This window comes from Micromonospora sp. CA-240977, assembly GCF_050942285.1.
Classification (GTDB): domain Bacteria; phylum Actinomycetota; class Actinomycetes; order Mycobacteriales; family Micromonosporaceae; genus Micromonospora.
Genome location: NZ_CP192055.1, coordinates 5,736,328 through 5,759,121 on the forward strand (window position 1 = coordinate 5,736,328; position 22,794 = coordinate 5,759,121).

A 22,794-nucleotide genomic window follows, 5' to 3' on the forward strand; every position below is an offset into this window, starting at 1 on the left:
ACTCAGCCGGCCGGCACCCGGACGCGGATCAACGGGGCGGGCGGCGACCACTAGACTCAGCGGCATGGCAAAGCCCCAGGAGAAGGTCTCGTTCGGCCAACGGCTGAAGCAGATCGGGATGGTGTTCCAGTTCACCGCCAAGCAGGACCGGTGGTTCGCGCCGTTGGTCGCCGCCGCGGTGCTCATCCCGCTCGCCCTCACCGTGGTCGCGGTCATCCTCTGGAGCTGGATCTGGCTGCCGATCGGCATCCTGTTCGTCCTGCTCGCGGTGCTGATCGTGCTCAACCTGCGGTCCAACAAGGCGATGATGAACGCCGCCGAGGGCCAGCCCGGCGCGGCGGCGCAGATCATGGAGAACATGCGCGGCGACTGGCGGGTGACCCCGGCGGTCAGCTCGACCACCCAGATGGACATGGTCCACCTGGTGATCGGCCGGCCGGGCGTGATCCTGCTGGCCGAGGGCAACCCGCAGCGGGTGCGCGGCCTGCTCGGGCAGGAGAAGCGGCGGCTGTCGAAGGTGATCGGCTCCGCGCCCCTGCACGACTACGTGATCGGGCAGGAAGAGGGCGAGCTGCCGATCCGCAAGCTCCGCACGACGCTGCTGCGCCTGCCCCGCGCGCTCTCCGGCAAGGACGTCAACTCGCTGGACAAGCGACTCAAGGCCCTGACCGCCCGCCCGCAGATGCCCAAGGGCGCGATCCCGAAGAACATGCGGCCGCCGGGCGCCTTCCGCCAGTCGCGGGGCCGCTGACCCCCTTCGACGTACGCCGAGAAGAGCCGGACCCGAACGGGCCCGGCTCTTTCCCGTCGTGCCGCCCCGCGCCCCGCGCCCCGCGCACGGCGCAGCGCGGGCGTGGGCTCCTCCAAGATCGTGCTCGATCCTTGTTGTAGTGGCCTCAGCTGCGCGCGGATGCCACTACAACGATGATCGAGCACGACCTTGGGGTGGCCGAGTCGGGACTCAGCCACCTCGGGCGCAGGGAGTCGGGTCAGCCTCGGGGCGCGTCGACGATGACCGCGTCGGCGAGGCGGTCGTGCAGGCCGCGACGGTGCTCGTCCATGATCAGCGCGGGGACGATGAGGGCCAGCAGCAGGCCCCGGATCAGCCCTCGGAGCACCCCGATCCGGCCCCCGTCGTGCCAGTTCACGCAGCGGATCTTCGTGATGTACATGCCCGGCGTCTGGGCGAACAGGCCGAGGAAGACGCCGTACACCAGTACCAGCACCAGCACCGGCGCCCAGCCGTCGCGTACCGGGTCGGCGAAGAAGTTGGACACCAGCAGGCTGAGCACCCAGTCGATGATCAGCGCCCCGAACCGCTTGCCGAGGCTCGGCGGGCGGAAGGCGGGATCGGTGGCCGGCGCTGCCGGGGCGTACGGATTGGTCACAGCGGTCAAGGGTATCCGCGCGGGGATGGGGGCTTGCCGGGTGTCGCCGTCACGGTGTGCCGATTCGGGCTAAAGGCATCAGATGTCATTACACTGGCACAGTCGGACGGCGCTCGCGGCGGGCCGGAGGCGTGGACCGGGGCGTCACTGACGCTCCGCGCGGGACGTAACACGGCAGAAACAACGGAGACACGGCCGGGCAACCGCCCGGCCCTAGCGTCGCCAGAAGCCTAGCCACCCCGTGGACGTGCCAGGAGGATGTGTGTTCGCCAATCCCGAGGAACTGCTGCGATACCTCAAGAACGAGGACGTGAAGTTCGTCGACGTTCGTTTCTGTGACCTGCCCGGCGTGATGCAGCACTTCAACCTGCCGGTCGAGTCCGTCAACGACGACCTCTTCACCGACGGCCTCGCGTTCGACGGTTCGTCGATCCGCGGTTTCCAGGCGATCCACGAGTCGGACATGCTCCTGCTCCCGGACGTCGCCACCGCGTTCATCGACCCGTTCCGCGCGCAGAAGACTCTCGCGCTGAACTTCTTCATCCACGACCCGTTCACCCGCGAGGCCTACAGCCGCGACCCGCGCAACGTCGCGAAGAAGGCCGAGGCGTACCTGGCGGCCAGCGGCATCGCCGACACCGCCTACTTCGGCGCCGAGGCGGAGTTCTACATCTTCGACTCGATCCGCCACGAAACCTCGGCGCACCAGTCGTTCTACTACATCGACTCGATCGAGGGCGCCTGGAACACCGGCCGCGAGGAGCCGGGCGGCAACCGTGGTTACAAGACCGCGTACAAGGGTGGTTACTTCCCGGTGCCGCCGGTCGACCACTACGCCGACCTGCGTGACTCGATCGTGCGCCGGCTCGTCGACACCGGCTTCAACGTGGAGCGCTCGCACCACGAGGTGGGCACCGCCGGCCAGTCCGAGATCAACTACCGGTTCTCCACCCTGCTGCACGCCGGTGACCAGCTCCAGCTCTTCAAGTACATCGTGAAGAACGAGGCCTGGGCCAACGGCAAGACCGCGACCTTCATGCCCAAGCCGCTCTTCGGTGACAATGGCTCCGGCATGCACACCCACCAGAGCCTCTGGCTCAACGGTGAGCCGCTGTTCTACGACGAGACCGGCTACGCGGGCCTGTCCGACATGGCCCGCTGGTACATCGGCGGTCTGCTGCACCACGCGCCGTCGCTGCTGGCCTTCACCAACCCGACGGTCAACTCGTACCGTCGCCTGGTGCCGGGCTTCGAGGCGCCGGTCAACCTGGTCTACTCGCAGCGCAACCGCTCCGCCTGCACCCGCATCCCGGTCACCGGCGCCAACCCGAAGGCCAAGCGCGTCGAGTTCCGCGTGCCGGACCCGTCGGCAAACGTCTACCTGGCCTTCTCGGCCATGATGATGGCCGGCCTCGACGGCATCAAGAGCAAGATCGAGCCGCCGACGCCGATCGACAAGGACCTCTACGACCTCCCGCCGGAGGAGTGGGGCGACGTCAAGCAGGTGCCGGGCTCGCTGTCGGCCGTGCTCGACTCGCTGGAGGCCGACCACGACTACCTGCTCGACGGCGGCGTCTTCACCCCGGACCTGATCTCCACCTGGGTGGACTGGAAGCGCGCCAACGAGGTCGACCCGGTGCGTCTGCGCCCGACCCCGCACGAATTCGCCATGTACTACGACTGCTGAGCTGCCTACGACTGCTGAGCTGTCTACGACTGCTGAGCAGTCCCTGCACCACCGGCCGGGCCGGCGTCGCGATCGCGGCGCCGGCCCGGCGGCTTTATAACGCCCCCCGATATACCTTCGCATCCGTTATATTGCGTCGGTGGACACACCGCTGCGCGAACCCACCTTCCTGATCCTCACCGCGCTCGCCGCCGAGCCGATGCACGGCTACGGGCTGATCGGCGAGGTCGCCAGCCTGTCCGACAACCGCGTGTCGCTGCGCCCCGGGACGCTCTACGGGGCGCTCGACCGGCTGGTCGACGCCGGCCTCGTCGAGGTGGACCGGGAGGAGGTGGTGGACGGCCGGCTGCGCCGCTACTACCGACTCTCCCCCGCCGGCGACACCACCCTGACCGCCGAGACCGAGCGGCTCCGTCGCAACGTCGAGGCCGCCACCAGCCGGCTGGCCAAGCGGGCCCGCACCGCCCGACCGCTCACCCCGCGCGTGGCCGGAGGGCTGGCATGACCGAGCTCGAGCGTCGTTACCTGCGGCTGCTGCTCGCCTACCCCGCCGACTACCGGCGTGCGCGCGGGGCCGAGATCGTCGGGACGTACCTCGATCTGGCCGAGCCGGGTCGCCGCTGGCCCTCGCCCGCGGACGCCGCCGACCTCCTCCGCGGCGGCGCACGCCAGCGGCTGCGGGCCGCCGGCATCGCCAGCCTGCTTCCCGGGGTACGCCTCGCGGCACTGCTGTCCCTGGTCACCGCGAGCGCCCTCGCCGGCGTCTGGGGCGTAGCGGAGTTGCATCCGACGCCGGCCGAGTGGGGCGTACCCCACGTCGGGCCGTTCTTCTCCCTCGGTGTCGTCGTGTGGGCGGCCTGGCTACTGGCAGCGGTGGCGACCGCCGTCGCGCCGATCCGGATCGCCCGACTGACCATCGCCCTCGCGCTAGTGCTCACTGTGGCGCTGCCAGCGCTGGCGGCGGCACTCGACGCACCCCGACCGCCGCTGATGCTGCTGCTGCCGCAGGTGGTGCTGGGCCTGCTGGGGCTGGCCCTGCCCGCGCGGCCCGCGACGGCGATCCGCCTCGCGCCGCTGCCGCCGTACTGCTCATGACCATCCACTCCCGCGCCCGCCTGACCCCCAGCACCAGGCGCGGCCACGAAGCCTGCCCAACCTGCGGCAGTCGTTCCTGACCACACCCCTTCGTCGATCATGAGGTTGGCGGGACGTTCGGAGATCGACAGGACCGCCAACCTCATGATCAACGTGGTCGGGAGCGTCGGAGAGCGTGGAGGAGGGCGGGCAGGAGCAGGGCGGTCATCGCCACGGCGCCGGGGGCCTTGGTGAAGCGGGCCAGGTTGGTGCCGTCCGGCAGGGCGAGGAAGGCCGCCGCCGCGGCCGGCAGCACGAACCACGTCGTCCGCTGGGCGGTGAGCGCGAGCAGCGCCAGCGGCCAGGTCGCGTACCAGGGGTGGAAGACCGGGGACAGCACGACTGTGGCAACCAGCGCCAACGCCGCGCCGTGCAGCGCCACCCGGGGGCGCGTCGTCGCCGTACGCTCCGCCACGTCGTCGAACGCGCGCAGGGTCCGCCAGGCCCGCCACCAGAGCGCCACAAGCACTCCGACGAGCACCAGCAGGGCCACCGTTCGGAGCACCGGAACTGCCTGCGGGTTCCGGCCGGCCGCCGCGCCGGCGTAGTCCACCACCAGACCGACGGCGGTGGGCGGCGACGTCCACTGCTCCGAGTCACCGCTGTGGGTCAACCCGCCGACCCAGCCGAACCCCAGCCCGGACAGCGCCGAGGAGACAAGCAGCGCGGCGAGCAGCCCGCCGGCCAGCCAGCCGCCGTCGCGCGCCAACGACCGTACGGTGTGGCGGCCACGCACCGCGGCCAGCGCGGCGAACGGCGCCACCACCACCGCGCTGGCCTTCACCGTCACCGCCAACCCGAGCAGCACCCCGGCCACCAGCAACGCCGACGGCCGACCCGGCCGGCGGACCACGATCAGGAGCCCGGACAGCAGCAGCCCCAGCATCACCGCGTCGTTGTGCGCACCGGCCACCAGGTGCACGCCGACCAACGGGCCGGCCAGCGTCAACCAGGCCGCCCGCCGGGTCGGCACACCCGCCGCGCGCGCCAACCCGGGCAGGCAGAGCGCGCCCAGCAGCAACCCCGCCACGGCGATGACCCGCAGCGCCACGATCGTGCCGGTGAGCCCGCCGCCGAGGCCGACCGCGAGCGCCGCGAGCAGCACGAACACCGGCCCGTACGGGGCCGGGGTGTCCCGCCAGATCGGCGCCACCGCGTCCAGCCACGGGCAGCCCGCCGCCGCCACCGGAACCGCGTACGGGTCGACGCCGTGCGCGTACGTCCAGCCCTGGCAGGCGTACGAGTAGACGTCCCTGCTGCCCAGCGGCGGCGCGACGAGCAGCGGTAGCGCCCACAGCCCGACGGTGACGTACGCCCACAGTGTCGACGGCGCACCGGCGCGCAGTGCCCACCAGGCCCCGACCAGCAGCGCCGTGCCGATGAGCCAGCAGGCCAGCGTCGCGGGGCCGCCCGGGGCTCGCCAGATCGACACCGGTGTCGCACCCAGCGGGGCGTCGGGCAGCGCCCCACCGAGGTACCCGGCGACGGCGAGCAGGATCGCGCCGACCAGTCCCGCGTACCGGGCGGCGCGGGCCACCGGCGGTGCGGGCGGGGAGCCGGGAGCGGTCACCGGCGCACCTTCCCTCAGTCGGCGGCGACCGGCTGACGGGCCGCCCGAGCCGACCGTACCAACCGGACGACCAGCACGATCACCAACAGCGTCATCAGCGGCGCCCCGACCGTCTTGGTGAACCGGGGCAGGCCGGTGCCGTCGGGCAGCACCAGGAACGACGCGACGAGCGCGACGACGGTGAACCATCCGGTCCGTCGGGCGGTGGCCGCGAGCACGGCCAGCGGCCAGATCCAGTACCAGGGGTGGAACAGCGGCGCGAGGGCGACAGTGGCGGCCAGCGCCAACGCGGCGTACCACAGCGGCTCCCGGGTGCGGGCCCGCCACCAGAGCCAGAGCAGCACCAGCGCCAGCACCGCCATGCCGATCCCGCGGGTGACCGGCAGCGCGTCGATGTGCGCGCCGAACGGCACCGCCAGGTAGCCGACGGTCTGCCCGACCGCGGTGGACGGCGACGTCCAGGCGATCACGTCACCGCCCCGGGCCAGCCCGCCGACCCAGCCGAAGTCCAGCCCGGCCGCGAAGGTCACCCCGACCACGACGGCGACCGCGCCGCCGGCCACCCACCCGCCGTGCCGGATCAGGGCGCGGATCGAGTACCCGCCGACGATCGCGGCCAGCGCCGCGAACGGCACCACGACAAGCGCTGTCACCTTGATCGCGGCGGCCAGACCGAGCAGCGCGCCGCCGGCGAGCAGCGGGCCGGGACGGCCCGGTCGGGAGGCGATCACCGCCAGTCCGGCGACAAGCAGGCCGACCATCAGGGCGTCGTTGTGCGCGCCGGAGACCAGGTGCACGGCGACCAGCGGGCAGCCCAGCGCGAGCCAGACCGCCCGACCAGCGGGTACGCCGACGCGCCGGGCCAGCACCGGCAGGCTGACCGCTGTCAACGCCACCCCGGCCACCGCGATCAGCCGGAACGCCACGATCGCGCCGGTCAGCGAGCCGGTGGCCTTCACCACCGCGCCGGAGAGCACCACGAACAATGGCCCGTACGGCGCGGGCGTGTCCCGCCAGATGAACGAGATGGTGTCCAGCCAGGGGCAGGGCAGTGCGGAGACGCCCTGCTCGTACGGGTTGATCCCGGCCGCGTAGCTGGCGCCCTGGCAGGCGTACGCGTACACGTCCCGGCTGGCCAGCGGCGGTGCGATCAGCAGCGGCAGCAGCCAGAGCCCGACGGTGGTCAGCGCCCAGCGGGTCGAGGGCACCGAGTCGCGCAGCGCCCACCAGGCGTAGGCGAGCAGCGCGGTGCCGACCAGCCAGGCGGCGATGACCAGCGGACCGTTCGGGCCCTGCCAGATGCTGACCGGGGTGGCCCGCAGGGGGGCGCCGGGCAGGGCGCCGCCGAGGAACGCGGCGACGGCGAGCAACGCCGATCCCGCCAGGCCGGTCCAACGCGCGAGGTGGTGAGGCACGCGGGACATGCTGCCAGTACGGTGGTCGCGGTACGGAGGTGGGCATGCGGCGCAGTCGGGTGGTGGCGGTGGCCACCGGTTCCGCCGTCGTGCTCGGCGCGCTCTGGCTGGCCCTGCCGCTGATGGGGTCGGACCTCGCCGCGCAGGTGGCTCGGGCGGACTTCTTCGCGGCCCACGGCCCCACTCCGGTCGACCTGCGCTGGTACGCCGGGGTGCAGCAGTTCGGCTACAGCCTGCTCTCCCAGCCCGTGATGGCGCTGCTCGGCGTGCGGGTGACCGGCGCGCTCGCGCTGGTGGCGTCGGCCGCCGCGCTGGCCGCCCTGCTGGTCCGCAGCGAGGTGCCCCGACCGCTGCTGGGCAGCCTGGTCGGGGTGGTCACGCTGGCCGGCAACCTGGTCTCCGGCCGGGTCACGTACGCCCTGGGCGTGACGTTCGGGCTCGCGGCGCTGCTCGCGCTGAGTCGCGGCGTACCCCCGGGCCGACGGCCCCGGACGGTGGCGCGCCTCGGGGTCGCCGCGGCCGGCGCGCTGCTGGCCTCGGCGACCAGCCCGGTGGCCGGCCTGTTCGTCGGCCTGGCGGGCGTCGCGCTGCTGCTGACCCGCCGGTACGCCGACGGCCTGGCGCTCGGTGTCGCGGCGGCGGCGCCGCTGGCCGCGACGGCGCTGTTCTTCGGCGACGGCGGCTGGATGAACATCAGCCACACCGACGCGGTGCGCGCGGTGCTGACCAGCCTGCTGGTGGCGGCGCTGGTGGCGTACCGGCCGGTGCGGTTCGGCGCGCTGCTCTCCGCCGCCGGGGTGCTCGCCGCCGCCGTCGTGCACACGCCGGTGGGGTTGAACGCGACCCGGCTGGTGACGATGTTCGCGCTGCCGGTGCTGGCCGCCGCCGCCGGCCCGCCCGCCTGGCTCGCCGACCGGCTGGCCCGCCGGTCGGCCCGGCGCGCCACCCCGGCCGGGGCTGCGGCGGCCGGACGGTCGCGGTCGGCTCGACTGGCTCGGCTGCGCCCGGCTGCGGGCCTGACCGCGCTGCTGGTGGTGGTCTGCGTCTGGCAGCCGCCGGTGGTCCCCGCCGACCTGCGCGGCATCGGCGACCCGACAAGCGCGCCGGGCTACCACGCGCCGCTGCGCGCGTTCCTGGCCGGGCAACGGCTCACCGGCCGGGTCGAGGTGCCGCCGACCCGCAACTACTGGGAGGCGGCCCGGCTCGGTGAGGTGCCGCTGGCCCGGGGTTGGCTGCGGCAGGCCGACATCGACCGCAACCCGCTGTTCTTCACCACAGTGCCCGGCGCGGCCGGCACCGGCGCGCCGCTGACCCCGGCCACCTACCGGGCCTGGCTGGCGGAGAACGCCGTGCAGTACGTGGCGCTGCCGGACGCCCCGCTGTCCTGGGTGGGGCGGGCCGAGGCGGAGCTGGTCGAGGACGGCCTGCCCTACCTGACGCCGGTCTGGTCCGGCCCGCACTGGCGGGTCTGGTCGGTGGTCGACCCGACGCCGCTTGTCGCCGCGCCCGCCGAGCTGATCCGCGCCGACGGCGCGGCGGTGACCTTCCGGGCCGCGACCGCCGGCCCGGTGGGGGTCCGGGTCCGGCACAGCCGGTGGCTTGTCGCGTCCGGCGGCGCCACGGTCACCCCCGACGGGGACTGGGCCACCGTCACCGTGCCCCGCCCCGGCGAGTACACCCTCGGCAGCTGACGCCGCGGGCGCTACGCCTCCAGCACCCGCTGGGCGGCGGCGCGGGAGCGGCGGCCGGTGCGCAGGTACTCGTCGAGGAACTCCCCCGGGTCGTCGCGCCCGAGCAGTCGGACCACCCCGGCCAACTCCACCCCGTGCCGGGGTAGCTGGTCGCCGGCCCGACCCCGGACCAGCATCAACGCGTTGCGGACCTGCGCGGCCAGGGACCAGCCGGCGGCCATCTCCGCGGCGTCCGCCGGGTCGATCAGGCCGGCCCGCTCGGCCGCCGCGAGGGCATCGAGGGTACGCGTGCCGCGCAGCGCCGGAACCGCGCCGGCGTGCCGAAGCTGGACGAGCTGGACCGCCCACTCCACGTCGGCGAGCCCGCCCCGGCCCAGCTTGGTGTGGGTGGCCGGGTCGGCGCCGCGGGGCAGCCGCTCGGTCTCCACCCGGGCCTTGATCCGGCGGATCTCGACGACCTGCTCACGGGTCAGCCCGTCGGCCGGGTACCGCACCGGGTCGATCATGGTTTCGAACTCGGCGCCCAGGTCGGCGTCGCCGCAGACGAACCGGGCGCGCAGCAGCGCCTGCGCCTCCCACACCCGCGACCAGCGGGCGTAGTACTGCGCGTACGCGGCGAGACTGCGGACCAGCGGGCCCTGCCGGCCCTCCGGGCGCAGGTCGGCGTCGACGCCCAGCGGCGGGTCGGGGGCGGGTACGCCGAGCAGTCGGCGCAACTCCTCGGCGATCGCGTGCGCCGCGGCGCTGGCGTCGCTCTCGCTGGTCCCGGCGGGCGGGTCGTAGACGAAGAGCACGTCGGCGTCGGAGAGGTAGTTCGACTCGTACCCGCCGAGCCGTCCCATGCCGATCACCGCGAACCGCAGCCCCGCCGGGGCCGGCTGACTGGCCTGGGCGGCGCGCAGCGCGGCGGCCAACGTGGCGTCGGTGACGTCGGCGAGCGCCGTGCCCACCTCGGTGATGTCGACAAGCCCGACGGCGGGCCGGTTCGCGCCGTCCGGTCGGCTCGGGGTGGGTGCGAGCGCGCCGGCCCGGCAGAGCACGTCCGCGCAGGCCACCCGGACCAGTTCCCGACGTCGCAACGCGCGTACCGCGCGGGTGGCCTCGACCGGGTCGGTGTGCCGGGCCGCCGCCGCGAGGAACCCCTCCCGGAGCACCTCGGGCGGGCGGGGGGCCAGCTCGTTCTCCACGGCCAGCAGCCGCAGCGCCTCCGGATCCCGGGCGAGCAGGTCGGCGACGTAGCGGGACAGGGCGAGGACCCGCGCCAACCGCCGGGCCACCGGGCCGCCGTCGCGCAGCAGCCGCAGATACCACGGGGTGCTGCCCAGCTTGTCGGAGACCTTGCGGTAGTTGAGCAGCCCCCGGTCCGGCTCCGGCGCGTCGGCGAACTCGCTGAGCAGCACCGGCAGGAGGGTCCGCTGGATGGCCGCCGTGCGACTCACCCCGCCGGTGAGCGCCTGGAGGTGACGCAGCGCCCCGGCCGGGTCGGCGAAGCCGAGGATCTCCAGCCGGTGCCGGGCCGCCTCCGGGGTGAGTCGCAACCCGTCGGCCGGCACCCGGGCCACCGACTCCAGCAGCGGCCGGTAGAGCAGTTTGGCGTGCAGTCGGCGTACCTCGGTGGCGTGGGTGACCCACTCGGCCCGGAAGCTCTCCACGGCGCTGCGCCCCGGCGTGGCGGTGAAACCCAGCGCCGCGGCGAGCCAGCGCAGCGCGCCCGGCTCGCTCGGGACGGTGTGGGTACGCCGCAGGGCCTGGAGTTGGAGCCGGTGCTCGACGCTGCGCAGGAAGCGGTAGCCGCGCAGCAGCGCCTCGCCGTCGGCCCGACCGACGTAGCCGCCGGCGACGAGCGCGCGCAACGCCGGGATGGTCCCGGGAGCGCGCAGCGTCTCGTCGACGCGGCCGTGCACGAGTTGCAGCAACTGGACGGCGAACTCGATGTCACGCAACCCGCCGGGACCACGCTTGATCTCGCGTTCCAGCTCCTTCGGCGGGATGTGGTCGATGATCCGACGCCGCATGGCGCGGACGTCCTCGACCGCCTCGGGGCGTTCGGCCGCCCGCCACACCAGCGGCGCGAGCTGGTCGATCCACTCCTGGGCCAGCGGCACGTCACCGGCGGCCGGGCGGGCCTTGAGCAGCGCCTGGAACTCCCAGGTGCGCGCCCACCGGCGGTAGTAGGCCAGGTGGCTGGCCAGGGTGCGCACCAGCGGACCCCGGTTGCCCTCCGGGCGCAGCGCGGCGTCCACCGGCCAGGCGACGAGGCCACAGATGTGGATCAGCCGGGTCGCCACCTGGGTCGCCGCCGACAGGTCGGCGTCCTCGGCCGCCACGAAGATGACGTCCACATCGGAGACGTAGTTCAGTTCGCCGCCGCCGCACTTGCCCATCGCCACGACCGCGAGCCGGGGACGCTCGGTGCCCTCGGCCAGCTCGGTGACGGCGATCTCGTACGCCGCGGCCAGCGTCGCGTCGGCCAGCGCGGACAGGGCGGCCATCGTCTGTTCCAGGCCGCGCCCACCGGTCAGGTCGGCCGCCGCGATCCGCAGCAGCGCCAACCGGTACGCGGTCCGCAGCGCCGCCACCGGGTTGCCGCCGCCGGTCGGTTCCAGCCGGCCCTCGGCGATCGGCGCGAGCCCGTCCGGGGCGGTCCGCAGCGCCAGACAGTGTTCGGGGTTGGCCACCAGGTGGTCACCGAGCGCCGCCGACGCGCCGAGCACCGCGACAAGTCGCCGCCGTAGCCCCGGGTCGGTGTGCAGCTCCGCGAGCAGCGACGAGTCGCCGACGCCGTCGGTCGGCCGGCGTTCGGCCTCCACGATGCGGTGCAACTGGCGCAGCGCCAGGTCCGGGTCGGCGGCCCGGGACAGCGCGGCGAGCAACTCCGCGGCCACCTCGTCGGCCGGCTCCTGCTCGACCGGCCGCCACAGCCGCAGCCCGTCCGGGCCGAGCAGGTCCGCGGCGCGCGCGCCGCCGTCGCCCTCGGTGGTGCCGAAGCCGTACCGGGCGAGCCGGCCCGGTGCCCTGGTCGGCCGGCTCATCAGTGCCCGAGCAGCGGCAGGCCGCGCCGCATCGTGCTGTCGTCCAACTCGCCGAGGGCAAGCGCGGCGAATCGGGCGGCGAACGGCTGCCAGGCCTCCTCGACGTCGGCCAGCACCGAGACGCAGGCCGCCACCACCAGCTCCGGGTCGTAGCCCAGCTCGGCGAGCTGGGTCGAGTCGGCGGCCCAGTCGGCGATCATCGCGGCGTCGCACTCGATGTGGAACTGCAACCCCCAGGCCCGGTCGCCGAGCCGGAACGCCTGGTGCGGGTAACGGGTGGACGCGGCCAGCAGGGTGGCGGCCCGGGGCAGCTCGGTGATCTCGTCGGAGTGCCACTGGAGCACGTCCGGGATCAACGGCACGTACCGGAACAACGGGTCGTTCTCGGCGGCGTCGCGCCGGCCGACCACGCCGGGGCCGATCTCCGGGCCGGACGGGCTCCGCTCGACCAGCCCGGCGTGCGCGGTGGCGAGCAGTTGTGCGCCGAGGCAGACCGCCAGGGTGGGCACCCGGTGCCGCACCGCCTTGCGCAGCAGGCCCTCCACGGCGGGGAACCACTGTGCGCCGGGTGAGCCGTCCGGCAGCGGGTACGCCTGTTGGGGGCCGCCGAGCACCACAAGCGCCGCGTACCCCTCCAGATCGGCGGGGAGCTCGTCACCAGCGTGCGGGCGTACCACCCACAGCTCCAGCCCAGCCTCGGTCAGCCACTCACCCAGCCGGCGCGCGTCGTCCGTCGGGGCGTTCTCGATCACCAGCGCGGTTGCCACCCGTCGAGGCTAGCCGGTGCGCCGCGTGGGGCCACGCCCCGCCACCGGGATGCGTGCGCCGGGCGTCCGTCCGGGATCCGCCGGGGTCGCTAGGCTCTGCGGTTGTGATCAACGAGGATCTTGCCGCCGTCCGCCCGCCCGTGCTGCGACCGGGTGACACGGTGCTGCTGGTGTCACCGTCCGGGCCGACCTCGCCGGAGCGGGTGGCCCGGGGGATGGAGCTGCTCATCGGCTGGGGGCTGCGGCCGGTGCCGGCACCTAACGCGTACGCCCGCCACGGCTACCTCGCCGGCACCGACGACCTGCGCGCCGCCGACCTGAACGCGGCGTTCGCCGACCCTCAGGTCCGCGGGGTGATCTGCACCCGCGGCGGGTATGGCGTCCAGCGGATCGTGGACACCATCGACATGGCCGCCGTCCGCCGCGACCCGAAGGTGGTCGCCGGCTTCTCGGACATCACCGCGTTGCAGTTCGCACTGTGGCGGGGTGCCCGGCTGGCCGGGGTACACGGCCCGGGGGCGGCCTGGCGGGACGAGCGGACCCCGCTGCGGTCCGCCGAGTCCCTGCACGCGGCGCTGATGACGACCGAGCCGGTGTCGGTCACGGCGATGCCCACCGAGGACACCTTCGGCGTCCGCGTCCCGGGTCGCGCCACCGGCACCCTGCTCGGCGGCAACCTGTGCATGATCGCCGCGACGATCGGCACCCCAGACCTGCCCGACCTGACCGGCGCGGTGCTGTTGATCGAGGACGTGCAGGAACCCCCGTACAAGGTCGACCGGATGCTCACCCACCTGCGTCGGGCGGGCGCGCTGGACGGGTTGGCCGGCGTGGCGGTCGGGCAGTTCACCGAGTGTGGCGACGGGTGGGACACCACAGTCGTCGACGTCCTCACCGAACGCCTGGGCGACCTGGGCGTGCCGGTGCTCGGCGGCCTGCCGATCGGCCACGGCCACGGGCAGCTGACGGTTCCGTTCGGCACCACTGCGACACTCGACACCGAGGCAAACACCCTCACGGTGGCCGCCGCCGTCCAGTAACCCCGCCGACGTCAACCCGCCGGGCTGCGGGTGGGGGTCAGGTGGGCTACCGCGCCGATTTCCAGGGCGGCCCAGACGCCGTCGGCGGTGAGCGTGATGCCGTGCGGTTCGGCCCCGGGGGTGGGCAGGTCGTAGCCGTCGATCCGGCCGGCGGGATCGAGGTGACCGATCCGGTTGGCGCCCCACTCGGTGAACCAGACGCCACCGGCCGGATCGGCGACGATCGCGTGCGGACGGGCCGACCGGTCCGGCAGCGGCAACTCGGTGATCCGGCCGTCCGGGGTGATCCGGCCGAGCTGACCGGCGGCGATCTCCACGAACCAGATGGCACCGTCGCCGCCGAGCGTGATGCCGACCGGGCCGGCGTCCGGGGTGGGCAACGGGTGCAGCGTCACAGTGCCAGCGAGGTCGATCCGGCCGATCGCGTTCGCCCGGTGCAGAGTGAACCAGAGGGCGTCGTCCGCGCCGGCGGTGATCATCGAGGCGAACCCGCCGGTCACCGGCAGCGAAAACGCGCTCACCGTGCCGTCGGTGTCCACCCGGCCGATCGTGTCGGAGGTCATCCCGGCGTACCAGAGTGCGCCATCGGGGCCGGCGGCGATACCGCCCGGCCCGGTGCCGGTCGGCAGGGCGATCGTGCGCTGCGCGCCGTCGACGCTGATCCGACCGAGCTGGTCGTCCCCCGAGCGGGTGAACCAGAGGGCGTCGTCCGACCCGGCCGTGATGATCAGCGGACGGCCGCCCGGCGGATCCAGCGGGTAGGTCCGGACCACGCCGTCCACCCCCAGGCGGGCGATCCCTCCGCCGTGGACCAGCGTCAGCCACAGCGCGCCGTCCGGGCCGGCCGTGATGCCGTACGGGCCGGCGTCCGGCCCGACGAGCGGTATCTCCCGAATCTCCACGCTCAGCACGGGCTGCGTCCTTCCCTCGGTGGACCGCCAACCCTGACGGTTCCGCCAGCGACGACGCAACCGATTTGTCCACCCGCCCACCAGGATTGTCAGGCCGCTGACAGGTTCGCCACGGGTTGCGCCCAGGCTGACTGGTCACTGTCGGTGATGACAAGCAGTATCACCGACCTTCTGGAGGACAGCATGTCCCGCACCATCCGTCGGAAGCATCTGCTGGCCGGCCTGGCCACCGCCGGCGTCCTCGGCGTGGGGATCGCGGCCCCGACCATCGCCTTCGCCGCGGACACCCCGACGCCGAGCGCCAGCACCGCCCCGGCTCCCGGGGCAAAGGCCGACCGGCAGAACGAGTTCGCCGAGGCCCTCGCCAAGGAGTTGGGCGTCCCCACCGACAAGGTGACCGCCGCGCTGGAGAAGGTCCGCGAGCAGCACCGACCGGCCGATCGGCCGCAGCGCCCGTCCGCCGAGGACCGGAAGGCGGCGCTGAAGCAACGGCTGGACCAGGCGGTCAAGGACGGCAAGCTCACCCAGGAGCAGGCCGACGCCATCACCAAGGCCATCGAGGCCGGCGTCTTCCCCGGCCCCGGCGGCCACCGCGGTCCGGGCGCTCACGGCGGTCACGGCGCCCCCGGCGGCCCCGGCGCCCCCGCGGCCACGCCCGACAAGTAATCCCTCGGGGCAGGCCCTGGCCGAACCGGGCCTGCCCCGACGCTTGATCCACTCGACGTCCGCAATCCGGTGGTATCCAGGACGGCGCGACACCGCCGAATCACGGAAACCGAGTCGCTCACCGCCCGCCCACGCGCACGGGCGTCCGCTGGGGCTTCAGGCCGGCGGGGGCGTGAACACCCCCAGGCGGTTGCCGGCCGGGTCGAGCAGGTGCGCCAAGCTCAGCCCGCTCGGGGTCGTCCGCACCGGCACCAGCACCCGGCCGCCGGCCGCCTCGGCTCGTCGGCACGTCTCCGCCACGTCGGCGACCTCGGCGTAGAACACCGCGTAGTTCGGCGACGTCCCGTCGGTCGCCCGGATCGCCCCGGCGATTCCGGTGTCGCCGCCGGCCCCGGTCACCCGGTAGGACCCGCCGTTGGCCGAACCCTGCTCCTCGAAGGTCCAGCCGAACATCTCCCCGTAGAAGCGTTCCGCCTCCTCCGGCCGGTCGGTGCCGATCTCGAACCAGGTGATGGGCGTCGTTGACATCTGCTGCCTCCAGGTTGTGCGTGCCGGTCGTCCGGCCGCCGTCCGGAGCAGTCTCGGGGTCGTCCGCGACACCGTCCTGTCGGTGTTTCCGGATCACCCGACGGGGTTTCTCCCGACCGGGCCACCCGCGGCCGCCCACCGGCGCGGCTCAGACCAGGCTCAGCGGGCGGACCCGTTCGTGCGGGATGTCCAGATCCGTCAGGCGGAACTCCCGGACCACCACGTCGGGCAGCGCCTGGACGCTCCGGATCCGGTCGGTCCGGAAGCACCGCGGCTCGGCGCGGAGCCGGCACCAGGCGAGCAGATACCAGTGCCGGGAATTGCCCAGGTAGCCAAACGGTTCGACGTCGCGCACCGAGTCCGCGCCGACGCGGTCGGCGTACCGGATGCGCAGCGCCCGCCGGGCGGCGACCGCGTCGGCGACGGTGGCCGGGACGGGCGTGGCCGGCCCGTCGCCGATCAGGTGCACCCGGCCGGCGAGCCGGTGCGCCTCGGCGGCGTCGGCGGCCGGCAGCACCGCCACCAGCTTGCGCAGCGCGGTGGCGCCCGGCCCGGCGAACGGCGTGCCGTCGAGCCGGTGCAGCGCCACGGCCATCGCCACCGCCTCGGCCGCCGTCAGGTTGACCGGCGGCAGGGTGCGGCTGCGGTCCAGGACGTAGCCGCCGGTGCGCCCCGGCTCGGCCCAGATCGGCACACCAGCCTCCTGGAGCGCGCCGATGTCCCGCTCGATGGTCCGGCTGCTCACCTCGAAGCGGACCGCGAGCCAGCGCGCGCTGCGCGGCCGTGGCGACACCGCCCGCAGCTCCTCGACCAACGCGTAGAGCCGGTCCGTACGGTTCATGCCCGGCACGCTACGGCCGGGGTACGACGCCCGGCAGCCACCAGCGGGCGCGCCTCGCGCTTACAGCGCCAGGTAGCGCTGCCGCTCGTACGGGGTGACCTCCCGGCGGTACTGCTCCCACTCGGCCCGCTTGTTGCGCAGGAAGAAGTCGAAGACGTGCTCGCCGAGCACCTCGGCGACCAACTCGGACTCGGCCATCACGTCGATCGCCTCGGCGAGGTTCTCCGGCAGCGCCTCGTACCCCATGGCACGCCGCTCGGCGCTGGTCAGCGACCAGACGTCGTCCTCGGCGCCCGGCGGCAGCTCGTACCCCTCCTCGATGCCCTTCAGACCGGCGCCGAGCAGTACCGCGAAGGCCAGGTACGGGTTGGTGGCCGAGTCCAACGAACGGACCTCGACCCGGGCCGAGTTCGGCTTGCCGTACGCGGGAACCCGGACCAGCGCGGACCGGTTGAGGTGACCCCAGCAGACGTACGCCGGGCTCTCGGTGATCCGGTCCGGCAGGGCCTGCGGGAAGAGCCGCTTGTACGAGTTGACCCACTGGTTGGTGACCGCTGTGTATTCCCGGGCGTGCACCAGGAGGCCGGCGATGAACGACTTCGCCACCTTGGAGAGCTTCATCGGGTCGCCGCCGTCGTGGAACGCGTTGCGCTCCCCCTCGAACAGCGACAGGTGGGTGTGCATCCCGCTGCCCGGCTGGTCGGTGAACGGCTTCGGCATGAAGCTGGCCTGCACACCCGTGGAGAGCGCCACCTCCTTGACCACGTGCCGGAAGGTCATGATGTTGTCGGCGGTGGTCAGCGCGTCGGCGTAGCGCAGGTCGATCTCCTGCTGGCCGGGCGCGACCTCGTGGTGGCTGAACTCCACCGAGATGCCGATCCGTTCCAGCGCCAGCACGCCCTGACGGCGGAAGTCGCGCGCCACGGCGTGGGTGGTGTGCTCGAAGTAGCCGCCGGTGTCCACCGGGGTGGGCACCGAGCCGTCCTGGGGGCCGTTCTCCAGCAGGAAGAACTCGATTTCCGGGTGGGTGTAGAAGGTGAAGCCCTTCTCGGCGGCCTTGGACAGCGCGCGGCGCAGCACGTGCCGGGGGTCGGCCCAGGAGGGACCGCCGTCGGGCAGCAGGATGTCGCAGAACATCCGGGCGCTCTCGCCGCTGACCCCGCCCTCGAACGGGAACACCTGGAAGGTCGTCGGGTCGGGCATGGCGACCATGTCCGATTCGAAGACGCGGGCGAAACCCTCGATCGCCGAGCCGTCGAAGCCGATGCCCTCCTCGAAGGCGGCCTCCAACTCGGCCGGCGCCACCGAAACGCTCTTGAGCGTGCCCAGCACGTCCGTGAACCACAGCCGGACGAACCGGATGTCCCGCTCTTCCAGCGTACGGAGGACGAACTCCTGCTGACGGTCCACTTCCCCAACCCCTCGCGACGCTGTTTTGTCCGCCTTGGTCGGGCTGCACCCGACCTGATCGCCCAGTCTTCCCGGGCCTGGTTACGCAGACGTTACGCGAACTGCCGCCCGTCGTCCCCTCGCCTCCCGCTCGGCGGACGCGCGCCCCACCGCCGACGGGCCCAACCGCCACAGCTCCGCAGGCCCGTCCGCCACAGCGTGGCGGCCATCTCGTCGGAGGGTGGGGATTGTCCCGTCCAGGCTGGGGCAAGATGAGGACATGCCCACCCTGCGTCTCGCCCTGTCCCAGGTCAACCCGAGCGTCGGCGACCTCGCCGGAAACGCCGACCTGGTCCGCAGCTGGACACGCCAGGCCGCCGATGCCGGTGCCCAGTTGGTGCTCTTCCCGGAGATGATGTTGACCGGGTACCCGGTCGAGGACCTGGTCTTCCGGCGCTCCTTCGTCGCCGCCTCCCAGGCCGCCATCGAGCGGCTCGCCGCCGACCTCGCCGCCGACGGCCTCGGGGAGCTGCCGGTCGTGGTCGGCTACCTGGACGCCGACGGGCCGCCGCAGGTCAGCGGGGACGCCGAGCCGGGCCGGGGCGCCCGCAACGCCGCCGCGCTGCTGCACCGGGGCACCGTCGCCGCCCGCTACTTCAAGCACCACCTGCCCAACTACGGGGTCTTCGACGAGGACCGCTACTTCGTCTCCGGCGACGCGCTGACCGTGGTGCGGATCGGCGGCGTGGACGTCGCGTTGACCATCTGTGAGGACCTGTGGCAGTCCGGCGGGCCGTTCGCCGCCGCCCGGCAGGCCGGCGTCGGCCTGGTGGTCAACATCAACGGCTCCCCGTACGAGCTGAACAAGGACGACATCCGGCTGCCGCTGGTCCGCCGCCGGGCCGCCGAGGCGGGCGCCGCCATCGCGTACGTCAACATGACCGGCGGCCAGGACGAGTTGGTCTTCGAGGGCGACTCGATGATCGTGAGCGCCGACGGTGACCTGCTCACCCGGGCCCCGCAGTTCGTCGAGCACCTGCTCGTGCACGACGTCGAGCTGCCGGCCGCCACCACAGCGCCGACCACGGAGACGGTGGCGGACGGCATGCGGATCCTGCACCACACGCTGGACGGCATTCCGGCCACGCCGTCCGGCCCGGCCGCCACCGGCGGGCTGATCGAGCCGGTGGCCGACGAGGCCGAGGTGTGGCAGGCGCTCGTGCTCGGCCTGCGCGACTACGTGAACAAGAACCGGTTCCCGTCGGTGGTGCTCGGCCTCTCCGGCGGCATCGACTCGGCGGTGGTGGCCGCGCTGGCCGTCGACGCCCTGGGGCCGGACCGGGTGGTCGGGGTGTCGCTGCCCAGTCAGCACTCTTCCGAGCACTCCCGGGAGGACGCCGCCGACCTGGCCAAGCGCACCGGCCTGGACTACCGCGTCGAGCCGATCCAGCCGATGGTGGACGGTTTCCTGGCCAACCTGTCGCTGTCCGGGGTGGCCGTGGAGAACCTGCAGGCCCGGGTCCGTGGCGTGATCCTCATGGCGCTGTCGAACCAGGAGGGCCATCTGGTGCTGACCACCGGCAACAAGAGTGAGCTGGCAGTCGGCTACTCCACGCTGTACGGCGACTCGGTCGGCGGCTTCAACCCGGTCAAGGACGTCTGGAAGACGCTGATCTGGCGGCTCGCGAAGTGGCGCAACAGGGACGCGGACCGGCGCGGTGAGACCGCCCCGATTCCGGAGAACTCGATCGGCAAGCCACCGAGCGCCGAGCTGAGCCCGGGCCAACTGGACAGCGACAACCTGCCCGACTACGACGTACTGGACCCGATCCTGATCGGGTACGTCGACGGCGACCTGGGCCGCGACGGGCTGGTCGAGTCGGGCCACGACCCGGCGGTGGTCGACAAGGTGCTGCGGCTGGTGGATACCGCCGAGTACAAGCGACGCCAGTCCGCACCGGGCACGAAGATCTCCATGAAGGCGTTCGGCCGGGACCGCCGCCTACCGATCACCAACCGGTGGCGCGAGCACGGCTGAGCCGTACCCCTGGGGGTGCCGGGTCGGTGACGCGGCCCGGCGCCGCCGCGCGGTGACCTCGCGGCGCGGTGACCTCGCGGCGCGGTGACCTCGCGGCGCGGTGACCTCGCGGCGCGGTGACCTCGCGGCGCGGTTCCGGTTGGCCAGGCGGGGCGGCCCCGCGCTGGTGGAGTGACATCTCGCACTGGGCCCTGCCGTCAGCCCGTCTCGCGGTGCGACGATCGCGACGGAACCCGGGGACCGCGCAGGCGGCCTCGAGGAAGGGAGACAGAGATGGTGGAGTCCACTCCGAACGAGGTGACCGCGCTGTACGGCGGACCGGCCACCCGTCGGGTCCGCACCCGTGACCTGATCGCCGCCAAGGAGCGCGGCGAACGGTGGCCGATGCTGACCTCGTACGACCAGTACACCGCGGGGATCTTCGACCAGGCCGGCGTACCGGTGCTGTTGGTCGGCGACTCGGCCGCGAACAACGTGTTCGGCTACGAGACGACCCTGCCGGTCACCGCCGACGACCTGCTTCCGCTGGTACGGGCCGTGGTGCGCTCGACCCGGCAGGCACTCGTCGTCGGTGACCTGCCGTTCGGCTCCTACGAGGAGGGCCCGACCCAGGCGCTGCGCACCGCCGTCCGGTTCATGAAGGAGGGTGGCTGCCACGCGGTGAAGCTGGAGGGTGGCCGCCGCTGCGCCGCCCAGATCGCCGCGATCGTCGGTGCCGGCATCCCGGTGATGGCGCACATCGGCTTCACGCCGCAGAGCGAACACGCACTGGGCGGCTACCGCGTACAGGGTCGGGGCGACACCGCGGACGAGGTGCTCGCCGACGCGCGGGCGGTGGCGGAGGCGGGCGCGTTCGCCGTGGTGCTGGAGATGGTGCCCGGTGAGGTGGCCAAGCGGATCACCCACGAACTGCCCATCCCCACGGTCGGCATCGGCGCCGGCCCGGACACCGACGCGCAGGTGCTGGTCTGGCAGGACATGGCCGGGCTGCGCACCGGAAAGGCGCCACGCTTCGTCAAGCGGTACGCCGACCTGGCCGGCGCCCTCACCGACGCCACCCGCCGCTTCGCCGACGAGGTCCGCGGCGGCGAGTTCCCGACCGCCGAACACACCTTCTAGAGCGGTCCACGAACTCCAGTTACCGGCTCTCGCAGGCCACGGCCGTCACGACCCGTGGCCTGCGGTAGCCGGGCCGCGTGGCCGGCGGGCGGGCCGCGTCGCCGTGACAGGTGGCCGGGCCGGATTGATCGATCATGGCAACTGAAAGTGTCGTACAGGTGTTCTAGTCTCGGGTCATGGTGGAGGGGTTGGCGCAGGCCGAGGCAGCAGTCCTGGGCTGCGCCGGCTCCGCCACCTGGGCTCTGCCCGAGCAGGAGCTGATCGCGGCGCTCGACGCCGCGCACCGCATCGAGCAGCGCCTCGCCGCCGTCAAACTGGCAGTGATCCGCGAACTCGACGGTCGCGGCACGCCCACCGCGCAGGGCGCGTCCTCCACGGCGGTCTGGCTGCGCGAACGCCTCCACCTCACCGTCCCCACCGCCCGCCGTCTCGTCGAGCTGGCCACCACTCTCGACACCGGCAACCCCGCGATACGGCAGGCACTGGCCGATGCCGACATCACCGTCGAGCAGGCCCGGGTCATCGCCGACACCGTCGACACGGTCCAGACCTCCGCCGGCACCGCGGCCGCCGACAAGGCCGTCGGCTTGCTTGTCGAGTGGGCCGGGCAGTTCGACCCCACCCTGCTCCGCAAACTCGGCACCCGCATCCTCGACCACGTCGCACCCGACATCGCCGACGCCGCCGCCCAGGCCGCCCTCGACGCCGAAGCTCGCCGCGCCACCCGCGACCGCCACCTCACCCTGTCCACCCTCACCGACGGCCGACTCCGCCTCACCGGCACCCTCGACACCGAAACCGCCGGCCTGCTCCGCGCCGCGATCGACCCACTGACCGCTCCTACCGGGCCCGACGACCAACGGTCCCCCGGGCAACGCCGCCACGACGCCCTCGCCGATGTCTGTCGGCTCAGCCTGCGCACCGGCGAGCTACCCGACCACGGCGGCGACGCCGCCCAGATCGTCGTCACCACCAGCTACGACGGCCTCACCCGACAACTCGGCGCAGGCACGCTGGACACCGCTTTCGAGCTCACCCCGGCAACCGTGCGCCGCCTCGCCTGCGACGCCGCCATCCTGCCCGCCGTCCTCGGCACCACCGGCCAACCACTCGACGTCGGCCGACAACGCCGCCTCATCACCGGCCCCCTCCGCCGCGCCCTCGTCCTACGCGACCGCGGCTGCACCTTCCCCGGCTGCGACCGCCCACCCCGCTGGTGCGACGCCCACCACATCCACCACTGGGCCGACGGCGGCGACACCAGCCTGCCCAACGCGGTGCTGCTCTGCGGTCACCACCACCGGCACCTCCACCACGGCGAGTGGGCCGTCCGGTTGGGCGGCGACGGCCACCCCGAATTCATTCCACCGGCCTGGCTCGACCCCGAACAGGTCCCCCGCCGCAACCACTACCACCGACGGACGTGACCAGACTGGGGCGACCATTCACCTCGAGCAGGCCGCCGTTCAGCCTCGACAGCTCGTGGCCGAATGCTGCGCATGCTTTGAGCTGACGAAGGTGCCGTGGGGCGCAACGTGGGCGGGGTGTGGGCCGATCCGCACGGCCTCAGCGCGCCCG

19 protein-coding genes are annotated in these 22,794 nt (G+C 73.4%); 10 read left to right on the plus strand and 9 right to left on the minus strand.

All coding sequences use genetic code 11. The features are described 5' to 3' along the window. The first annotated feature begins 64 nt into the window (after nucleotides 1–64). Nucleotides 65–751, plus strand: a complete 687-nt coding sequence (locus tag ACQPWW_RS25790) for a DUF4191 domain-containing protein (RefSeq protein ID WP_091407420.1) — start codon at nucleotides 65–67, stop codon at nucleotides 749–751. 238 nt (nucleotides 752–989) lie between these two features. Here the strand turns inward: ACQPWW_RS25790 and ACQPWW_RS25795 are convergent, their stop codons facing one another. Continuing rightward, nucleotides 990–1,388 (minus strand): RDD family protein, encoded by a 399-nt coding sequence (locus ACQPWW_RS25795; protein WP_433126105.1) that lies wholly within the window; start codon nucleotides 1,386–1,388, stop codon nucleotides 990–992. Between the two features lie 262 nt (nucleotides 1,389–1,650). On the opposite strand from ACQPWW_RS25795, the gene glnA (ACQPWW_RS25800) reads away from it, so the two are divergent. The 3 genes from glnA (ACQPWW_RS25800) to ACQPWW_RS25810 all read left to right on the plus strand — a co-directional run bounded on the left by glnA (ACQPWW_RS25800) (nucleotide 1,651) and on the right by ACQPWW_RS25810 (nucleotide 4,170). Then, a complete protein-coding gene (gene glnA / locus ACQPWW_RS25800) occupies nucleotides 1,651–3,075 on the plus strand; it encodes a type I glutamate--ammonia ligase (protein ID WP_433126106.1) in 1,425 nt (474 codons plus the stop codon). A gap of 139 nt (nucleotides 3,076–3,214) precedes the next feature. Then, nucleotides 3,215–3,580, plus strand: a complete 366-nt coding sequence (locus tag ACQPWW_RS25805; protein ID WP_433126107.1) for a PadR family transcriptional regulator — start codon at nucleotides 3,215–3,217, stop codon at nucleotides 3,578–3,580. After that, nucleotides 3,577–4,170 carry a hypothetical protein gene (locus ACQPWW_RS25810; protein ID WP_433126109.1) on the plus strand — a complete coding sequence of 198 codons (594 nt, stop codon included), beginning with the start codon at nucleotides 3,577–3,579 and terminating at the stop codon, nucleotides 4,168–4,170. Before ACQPWW_RS25805 ends, ACQPWW_RS25810 begins: the two co-directional genes overlap by 4 nt. A gap of 148 nt (nucleotides 4,171–4,318) precedes the next feature. On the opposite strand, the gene mptB (ACQPWW_RS25815) is transcribed toward ACQPWW_RS25810, so the two are convergent. Together mptB (ACQPWW_RS25815) and mptB (ACQPWW_RS25820) are read right to left on the minus strand one after the other, a co-directional pair. Continuing rightward, complete coding sequence (gene mptB, locus ACQPWW_RS25815) at nucleotides 4,319–5,779, minus strand: polyprenol phosphomannose-dependent alpha 1,6 mannosyltransferase MptB (RefSeq protein WP_433126110.1); 1,461 nt, start codon at nucleotides 5,777–5,779, stop codon at nucleotides 4,319–4,321. 14 nt (nucleotides 5,780–5,793) lie between these two features. Beyond that, complete coding sequence (mptB, locus tag ACQPWW_RS25820) at nucleotides 5,794–7,194, minus strand: polyprenol phosphomannose-dependent alpha 1,6 mannosyltransferase MptB (RefSeq protein ID WP_433126111.1); 1,401 nt, start codon at nucleotides 7,192–7,194, stop codon at nucleotides 5,794–5,796. 44 nt (nucleotides 7,195–7,238) lie between these two features. Between mptB (ACQPWW_RS25820) and ACQPWW_RS25825 the strand changes: the two genes are divergently transcribed. Then, a complete protein-coding gene (locus ACQPWW_RS25825) occupies nucleotides 7,239–8,885 on the plus strand; it encodes a hypothetical protein (protein ID WP_433126113.1) in 1,647 nt (548 codons plus the stop codon). 11 nt (nucleotides 8,886–8,896) lie between these two features. On the opposite strand, the gene ACQPWW_RS25830 is transcribed toward ACQPWW_RS25825, so the two are convergent. Together ACQPWW_RS25830 and ACQPWW_RS25835 are read right to left on the minus strand one after the other, a co-directional pair. Then, complete coding sequence (locus ACQPWW_RS25830) at nucleotides 8,897–11,917, minus strand: bifunctional [glutamine synthetase] adenylyltransferase/[glutamine synthetase]-adenylyl-L-tyrosine phosphorylase (RefSeq protein ID WP_433126115.1); 3,021 nt, start codon at nucleotides 11,915–11,917, stop codon at nucleotides 8,897–8,899. Beyond that, nucleotides 11,917–12,684 (minus strand): type 1 glutamine amidotransferase, encoded by a 768-nt coding sequence (locus ACQPWW_RS25835; protein WP_433126117.1) that lies wholly within the window; start codon nucleotides 12,682–12,684, stop codon nucleotides 11,917–11,919. The genes ACQPWW_RS25830 and ACQPWW_RS25835 overlap by 1 nt, the downstream gene beginning before the upstream one ends. A 104-nt stretch (nucleotides 12,685–12,788) precedes the next feature. Between ACQPWW_RS25835 and ACQPWW_RS25840 the strand changes: the two genes are divergently transcribed. Then, on the plus strand, nucleotides 12,789–13,724 hold the full coding sequence (locus tag ACQPWW_RS25840; RefSeq protein ID WP_433126118.1) for a S66 peptidase family protein: 936 nt from the start codon (nucleotides 12,789–12,791) through the stop codon (nucleotides 13,722–13,724). Nucleotides 13,725–13,735: 11 nt separating this feature from the next. Here the strand turns inward: ACQPWW_RS25840 and ACQPWW_RS25845 are convergent, their stop codons facing one another. Next, nucleotides 13,736–14,635, minus strand: coding sequence for a Vgb family protein (locus ACQPWW_RS25845; RefSeq protein ID WP_433126120.1), 900 nt, complete (start codon nucleotides 14,633–14,635; stop codon nucleotides 13,736–13,738). A 183-nt stretch (nucleotides 14,636–14,818) separates the two neighbouring features. Between ACQPWW_RS25845 and ACQPWW_RS25850 the strand changes: the two genes are divergently transcribed. Beyond that, nucleotides 14,819–15,301 (plus strand): hypothetical protein, encoded by a 483-nt coding sequence (locus ACQPWW_RS25850; RefSeq protein WP_433134564.1) that lies wholly within the window; start codon nucleotides 14,819–14,821, stop codon nucleotides 15,299–15,301. 156 nt (nucleotides 15,302–15,457) lie between these two features. Here ACQPWW_RS25850 and ACQPWW_RS25855 read toward each other — a convergent pair whose 3' ends face one another. From ACQPWW_RS25855 to glnA (ACQPWW_RS25865), 3 genes are all read right to left on the minus strand, one after another. Further along, nucleotides 15,458–15,829 carry a VOC family protein gene (locus ACQPWW_RS25855; protein WP_433126121.1) on the minus strand — a complete coding sequence of 124 codons (372 nt, stop codon included), beginning with the start codon at nucleotides 15,827–15,829 and terminating at the stop codon, nucleotides 15,458–15,460. Nucleotides 15,830–15,977: 148 nt separating this feature from the next. Next, nucleotides 15,978–16,670 carry a helix-turn-helix transcriptional regulator gene (locus tag ACQPWW_RS25860; protein WP_433126122.1) on the minus strand — a complete coding sequence of 231 codons (693 nt, stop codon included), beginning with the start codon at nucleotides 16,668–16,670 and terminating at the stop codon, nucleotides 15,978–15,980. 60 nt (nucleotides 16,671–16,730) lie between these two features. Next, nucleotides 16,731–18,080 carry a type I glutamate--ammonia ligase gene (gene glnA / locus ACQPWW_RS25865; RefSeq protein ID WP_393324420.1) on the minus strand — a complete coding sequence of 450 codons (1,350 nt, stop codon included), beginning with the start codon at nucleotides 18,078–18,080 and terminating at the stop codon, nucleotides 16,731–16,733. Nucleotides 18,081–18,339: 259 nt separating this feature from the next. On the opposite strand from glnA (ACQPWW_RS25865), the gene ACQPWW_RS25870 reads away from it, so the two are divergent. The 3 genes from ACQPWW_RS25870 (at nucleotide 18,340) to ACQPWW_RS25880 (ending at nucleotide 22,643) form a co-directional block, all read left to right on the plus strand. Continuing rightward, nucleotides 18,340–20,097, plus strand: coding sequence for an NAD+ synthase (locus ACQPWW_RS25870; protein WP_433126123.1), 1,758 nt, complete (start codon nucleotides 18,340–18,342; stop codon nucleotides 20,095–20,097). A gap of 273 nt (nucleotides 20,098–20,370) precedes the next feature. Continuing rightward, on the plus strand, nucleotides 20,371–21,216 hold the full coding sequence (panB, locus tag ACQPWW_RS25875; RefSeq protein ID WP_433126125.1) for a 3-methyl-2-oxobutanoate hydroxymethyltransferase: 846 nt from the start codon (nucleotides 20,371–20,373) through the stop codon (nucleotides 21,214–21,216). 176 nt (nucleotides 21,217–21,392) lie between these two features. Then, nucleotides 21,393–22,643, plus strand: a complete 1,251-nt coding sequence (locus ACQPWW_RS25880) for a DUF222 domain-containing protein (RefSeq protein ID WP_433126126.1) — start codon at nucleotides 21,393–21,395, stop codon at nucleotides 22,641–22,643. Nucleotides 22,644–22,794: the final 151 nt, after the last annotated feature.

What these genes read in the sequence shown, in the direction of transcription:
- ACQPWW_RS25790 (WP_091407420.1), top strand. Translation starts at nt 65, where the DNA reads ATGGCAAAGCCCCAGGAGAAGGTCTCGTTCGGCCAACGGCTGAAGCAG.
- ACQPWW_RS25850 (WP_433134564.1), top strand. Translation starts at nt 14,819, where the DNA reads ATGTCCCGCACCATCCGTCGGAAGCATCTGCTGGCCGGCCTGGCCACC.
- ACQPWW_RS25855 (WP_433126121.1), bottom strand. Translation starts at nt 15,829, where the DNA reads ATGTCAACGACGCCCATCACCTGGTTCGAGATCGGCACCGACCGGCCG.
- ACQPWW_RS25825 (WP_433126113.1), top strand. Translation starts at nt 7,239, where the DNA reads ATGCGGCGCAGTCGGGTGGTGGCGGTGGCCACCGGTTCCGCCGTCGTG.
- panB (WP_433126125.1), top strand. Translation starts at nt 20,371, where the DNA reads ATGGTGGAGTCCACTCCGAACGAGGTGACCGCGCTGTACGGCGGACCG.
- ACQPWW_RS25870 (WP_433126123.1), top strand. Translation starts at nt 18,340, where the DNA reads ATGCCCACCCTGCGTCTCGCCCTGTCCCAGGTCAACCCGAGCGTCGGC.
- ACQPWW_RS25860 (WP_433126122.1), bottom strand. Translation starts at nt 16,670, where the DNA reads ATGAACCGTACGGACCGGCTCTACGCGTTGGTCGAGGAGCTGCGGGCG.
- ACQPWW_RS25830 (WP_433126115.1), bottom strand. Translation starts at nt 11,917, where the DNA reads ATGAGCCGGCCGACCAGGGCACCGGGCCGGCTCGCCCGGTACGGCTTC.
- ACQPWW_RS25880 (WP_433126126.1), top strand. Translation starts at nt 21,393, where the DNA reads ATGGTGGAGGGGTTGGCGCAGGCCGAGGCAGCAGTCCTGGGCTGCGCC.
- ACQPWW_RS25810 (WP_433126109.1), top strand. Translation starts at nt 3,577, where the DNA reads ATGACCGAGCTCGAGCGTCGTTACCTGCGGCTGCTGCTCGCCTACCCC.